The sequence below is a fragment of the Solemya velesiana gill symbiont genome, assembly GCF_002020805.1.
Classification (GTDB): domain Bacteria; phylum Pseudomonadota; class Gammaproteobacteria; order Chromatiales; family Chromatiaceae; genus Sedimenticola_A.
Map to the genome: position 1 here is coordinate 1 of NZ_MPRJ01000113.1, position 5,043 is coordinate 5,043.

General features: G+C 52.8%; 6 protein-coding genes. 1 reads left to right on the forward strand and 5 read right to left on the reverse strand.

Annotated elements, in window-relative coordinates; all coding sequences use genetic code 11:
- Positions 1-176 precede the first annotated feature (176 nt).
- The 4 genes from BOW53_RS12350 to BOW53_RS12365 all read right to left on the reverse strand — a co-directional run bounded on the left by BOW53_RS12350 (position 177) and on the right by BOW53_RS12365 (position 4,137).
- Complete coding sequence (locus tag BOW53_RS12350; protein WP_078488277.1) at positions 177-524, reverse strand: SET domain-containing protein; 348 nt, start codon at positions 522-524, stop codon at positions 177-179.
- Complete coding sequence (locus BOW53_RS12355; protein ID WP_135607108.1) at positions 524-1,303, reverse strand: polysaccharide deacetylase family protein; 780 nt, start codon at positions 1,301-1,303, stop codon at positions 524-526. Before BOW53_RS12355 ends, BOW53_RS12350 begins: the two co-directional genes overlap by 1 nt.
- Before the next feature lie 209 nt (positions 1,304-1,512).
- On the reverse strand, positions 1,513-3,810 hold the full coding sequence (locus BOW53_RS12360) for a Tex family protein (protein ID WP_078488279.1): 2,298 nt from the start codon (positions 3,808-3,810) through the stop codon (positions 1,513-1,515).
- A gap of 60 nt (positions 3,811-3,870) precedes the next feature.
- Positions 3,871-4,137: a hypothetical protein gene (locus BOW53_RS12365; RefSeq protein WP_216641106.1), complete on the reverse strand. Its 267-nt coding sequence runs from the start codon at positions 4,135-4,137 to the stop codon at positions 3,871-3,873.
- Positions 4,138-4,315: 178 nt separating this feature from the next.
- Between BOW53_RS12365 and BOW53_RS12880 the strand changes: the two genes are divergently transcribed.
- Complete coding sequence (locus tag BOW53_RS12880) at positions 4,316-4,483, forward strand: hypothetical protein (RefSeq protein WP_172838899.1); 168 nt, start codon at positions 4,316-4,318, stop codon at positions 4,481-4,483.
- Positions 4,484-4,555: 72 nt separating this feature from the next.
- On the opposite strand, the gene BOW53_RS12370 is transcribed toward BOW53_RS12880, so the two are convergent.
- The gene (locus tag BOW53_RS12370) at positions 4,556-4,843 is read right to left on the reverse strand and encodes a DUF7793 family protein (protein ID WP_135607109.1); all 288 of its coding nucleotides are present in this window, start codon (positions 4,841-4,843) and stop codon (positions 4,556-4,558) included.
- Between the last annotated feature and the right edge of the window lie 200 nt (positions 4,844-5,043).

The following is a 5,043-nucleotide window of genomic DNA, read 5'->3' on the forward strand; positions in this document are numbered from 1 at the left end:
CGACATCTTTTGTGATACAAAATGGTGCTGTTTTATTTGCCATGCCTCATTATATCAAGCTACACAATTCGATTGTTAACTTTACGCGTGACCAACTAGATGCACGATTCTTCCCTGATCTGAAATATTGCTAATCCGCAAGCAACAATAAGATTTTACCTGCAGACAACAAGCCTCTAGTGCGGTTCTTCGCCATAGTTGAAGGTAATCTCATCATCCTGGCTGATCTTCTTCAGTGCATAGAGATCGTAACCGTCGAACTCTGCATTACACTCCGTTGAGTGATTGAGGTAACGCAGCAGGTTCTTTCCGTCGCGGCCTTCGGCATTCTCCTCGTCATCGTGGTCGTAGACCCAGAGCACGTAAGTACCGTTCTTCCTGGTCTTGGGACCATGATAGGTACCGATGTACTCGCCCTTCTTTATCTTGCGCTTGGCAAAAAGCCCGGTGCCATGAATTTCAGATTCTGCCGAATAGACGGCTTCGCTCAGATCACGATCCTTCTTCTTTCTCTCAAACTCCATCACACTACCTTTAAGCTCTGCATAGCGACATGCCCAGCATGCCCTGCTACTTCTGCCCAACCGACCTGGTGCCAAGGTGGCTTATCGTTTCCGATCGACTGAACCAATTCACCCAATGTCTTGAACTCCCATTGCGAGCCCTTCCACATCACGATTATACGTTCCATTATGACTAACCGTTCAATGCCTTCCTGCTCGGCATTCACACAGAACACCTCGCCGTTTGGCAGTACGCGTTGTGACACTGCAAACAGAAACTCGTGAACATTATGCTCATTAACAGAAGGATTGGCCAACAGTTCATTAATTGTCGGAAGTGTAGTCGGTATTTGAATACAACCTGATGACACATCCTGCAGGCTTGGCAGAAAAGCCATCTTACCTCTCACATCACAGGCATGATTAAAACCCAACTCCTCTTCAAGCTTCAACAGGTGTGGATTAACCTGCCAATCCACAGCACCGAAAAACGAGGGTGGCGAGTCGAAAAGATGCTGGAAAGCTTCCAGTGATTGCATCAGATCGTTTCGGGTGAAAACCTCATCGGCATAAGCGGCATTGCGTCTCCAACTTGCAGGTAAAAAGGGACCGATGCCTATTTCGTGACTTTCTTGAAGAATGGACTTGAGCTGTTCTTTCGCCTGCTCACCGATTTTTGCTGCAGGCACGCAGGATAAAAGATACCACGGCAGTATCTTCAGTGGATGAGATGAGTAATCAGGCCCCAGGCTGAGCTGAAAGCTGGCTTTGACGCCATGTTGTTCGAACAGCTTCAGCAAGACAGGCACGCCCTGTTCCGCCCCTTTGATACTGGTGACTTCAACCTTTATACAAACGCGCAATACAAACAGACCTCTAACAGATCAGAAAACCTTTTATTGTCTTTTCTGTAGGAGCCCGCTCCTGCGGGCGATAAACACCATCTGCATAGATTATAGCGCTTATCGCACTGGGGACAGCGCTCCTACAGATACTTTTAATAAGTAGGTCAGCGCTTCAACGCGTTGGCAAAGGCAGCCGCCATGGTGCCGTTCTGCTTCTGCTGGCTTTGCTTCTTGGTCTTCGGCTTCTGTCTCGAAGGCGCCGGACGGGAACTCCTGGTCGAGAGCTGCAGTTCATCGCTTCTGTCGGCCAGGCGCATCGAGAGACCGATACGACGGCGCTCCAGGTCCACCTCCATCACCTTTACCTTGACCAGGTCACCCGCCTTGACCACTTCACGGGGATCCTTGATGAACTTGTCCGACATGGCAGAGATATGCACCAGGCCGTCCTGGTGAACTCCCACGTCTACAAAGGCACCGAAGTTGGTAACGTTGGTCACTACCCCTTCCAGAACCATATCGGACTTCAGGTCGGAGATCTCCTCCACTCCCTCCTGGAAAGTGGCAGTCTTGAATTCACCACGCGGGTCACGGCCGGGCTTCTCAAGCTCGTTGATGATGTCAGTAACCGTGGGGATACCGAACTGTTCATCAGTGAACTGCCCGGGCTGCAGTTTGCGTAACAATCCCTGGTCGCCAATCACATCGGATATCGGCTTGTCGGCAACGGCCAGAATACGCTCAACAACCGGATAGGCTTCAGGGTGTACAGAGGAGGCATCCAGGGGATTGTCTCCGTTGGTAATGCGCAGGAAGCCCGCTGCCTGTTCAAAGGTCTTTTCTCCCAGGCGCTGCACCTTCAAAAGCTGCTTGCGGTTTTTGAAGGCGCCGTTCTCGTTGCGGAACTGCACGATGTTGTCGGCCAGTGTCTTGTTCAGTCCCGATACCTGGCCCAGCAGTGCAGGTGAAGCCGTGTTCACATCCACACCAACCGAGTTCACACAATCCTCCACCACGTTGTCCAGGGTACGTGCCAGGCGCACCTGGTTGACATCGTGCTGGTACTGCCCGACACCAATGGACTTGGGATCGATCTTCACCAGTTCAGCCAGGGGGTCCTGCAAACGTCTCGCAATGGAAACGGCACCGCGCAGGGAGACATCCAGATCGGGCAGCTCTGAAGAGGCCAGTTCTGATGCAGAGTAGACCGAGGCCCCCGCCTCGCTCACTACAAGTTTCTGCAGCTTCAGTTCGGGATGACGCTTGATCAGTTCCAAGGCCAAGCGGTCGGTCTCGCGGGAGGCGGTGCCGTTGCCGATGCTGACCAGCTGCGTACCATGCTTTTTAGCCAGGGCCGCCAACAGTGAAATGGACTCATCCCACTGCTTCCTGGGTGCATGAGGATAAATGGTTGCCGTATCCACTACCTTGCCTGTGGTGTCTACCACTGCCACCTTGACGCCCGTACGCAAACCCGGATCCAGTCCGATTATGCCCAGGTGCCCCGCCGGTGCGGCCAGCAACAGGTCTTTCAGGTTGCTTCCGAAGACGCGGATCGCCTCCTCCTCTGCAGACTCCCTAAGACGCATCTTCAGCTCCAGGTCCAGGTGGGTGAATATCTTTACCTTCCAGGCCCAACGTACGGTATCCCTCAGCCAACCATCGGCAGGCCTACCCTTGTCCTCCACCCCAACCTGGCGGGCGATGGTCAATTCGCAGGGGGAGGTGCCCTGAACATCCTCGTCCACCACCAGTTCCACGTTCAAAAGGCCTTCATTGCGCCCGCGGAAAAGAGCCAGAGCCCGGTGGGACGGAATCTTGCTGATCGCCTCGTCATATTCGGAATAATCCGAAAACTTGGACGCCTCCTTCTCCTTGCCGCCGATGACAGTGGACTTGATGACACCATTCTCCCAGAGGTAGTCACGCAGCTTTCCGATCAACCCCGCATCCTCTGCAAATCGCTCCATCAGGATCTGGCGTGCACCGTCCAGCGCCGCCTTGGTGTCCTCCACACCCTTATCCGCATCCACGTAGGCCTTGGCCTCGGCTTCAGGATCAAGCGCCTGATTCTCCAATAACGCAAGAGCCAGGGGCTCCAGGCCCGCTTCACGGGCAATTTGCGCCTTGGTGCGACGCTTGGGCTGGTAAGGAAAGTAAAGATCCTCGAGGCGGGTTTTGGTATCCGCCCCGATAATATCCTTCTTCAACTCATCAGTGAGCTTGCCCTGCTCCTCGATACTCTTGAGCACCACGCCGCGCCGATCCTCGAGTTCCCGCAGATAGCCGAGTCGCTCTTCCAGGGTGCGCAACTGGATGTCATCGAGACCGCCGGTCTTCTCTTTTCTATAGCGCGCGATGAAAGGCACTGTGGCGCCCTCATCCAGAAGTTCAACCCCGGCGTTCACCTGCTGTGAGGCTACAGCCAGTTCCTGTGCGATCTTGTCGATTATTTTTTGCATAAAGGGGGGTATTAATCCTGTGAAAATGAATACTACGTCACCGGCACGTCGCTCGGCGTGTCAGTTGATCAAATTTGGAATTGTGGTGAATCGGTAGGTGAAGAAACTGCCACAGACGGGGGCTTTGTTATATATACGGCAGGTGTCACCGTAGACAGCCATGATCGTCTTCAGTTCGGTAAGAACCTTCATACGCTCTTCATTGGTGAAGTTCTTCAATTCGGGTGGGTTATCCCCCTGCTCCAGCAGAGAAATATCCTGGCGGACTTCCTGACACCCTTTGTTACAGATCGCCTCTACACAGGCATCAATCTTAGTGCGTTGCATACCGACTGTTCGAATCCCGATGGTGGCCGCAGATTATACCCAAGAACGGACAAAAATAACGCCCTGAAATCAAACATTCTCTTTTAGTTCTCTTTCTGCTAGAGTACAGAACATAGAGAGAACACAAAGGAACTACCTACCGGCCAGGGAGCCGCCCGTACACGACAGGAGCGAGACCATGCATAGAAACAATTCATACATCATGCGAGACCAGGTACGCGGTTTGATCCCCGCTATCATGAAATACGACGTGACCCGCGAGGAGCGCCGTACGGAGACAGAGCTCCACCTGCTTGCGGTAGGCGCCGTAACCGGCATCTACCTGCTGATCATGGCCCTCAACTGATCCTATGCTCCTCCAGGCGCAGCCGTCAGGCTGACGCCTGGTTAGGGGAAGTGACACTACATTCGAAACAGTCTAAAGCCTTGACGGAAGGGGACCATACTGCTCGAACCAGCTTGCGGCTTCGTCCTGGGACTGGAACGATTGAACCGGAATATTCCTCAGGTATGTCTTCTCCGCATATTCCGACAACAGCTTGTCCTGGGGCGATCGATCAACGTAGGCAACCGCATTGATCATAGATCCAGCCTCTCTCGTCATGATTAACAGCGCCTCAGAAGAGAAAGAGTAATAGCTCTCTCTCAGGACCAGAAGCGAGACCTTCCCGTCAAACTGGGCCAGGTACTCTCTGATGTCTGACATGTCATCAGAGGTAACTTCACCATCGTTGTATAAAGTAAACAGCAGGTATTGGTTTTCCTCCGGGGTGATCCGCACTTTTCCTGTTTCTAATGTTTCCATAGTGGGCGGTTTCAAGTAATAACTGCAATTCAATTACGCAGCAAGCAAATCTACTTGCCGCCCCATAAATAATTCATTCGGTGATCGATAGCCTCTTGTGG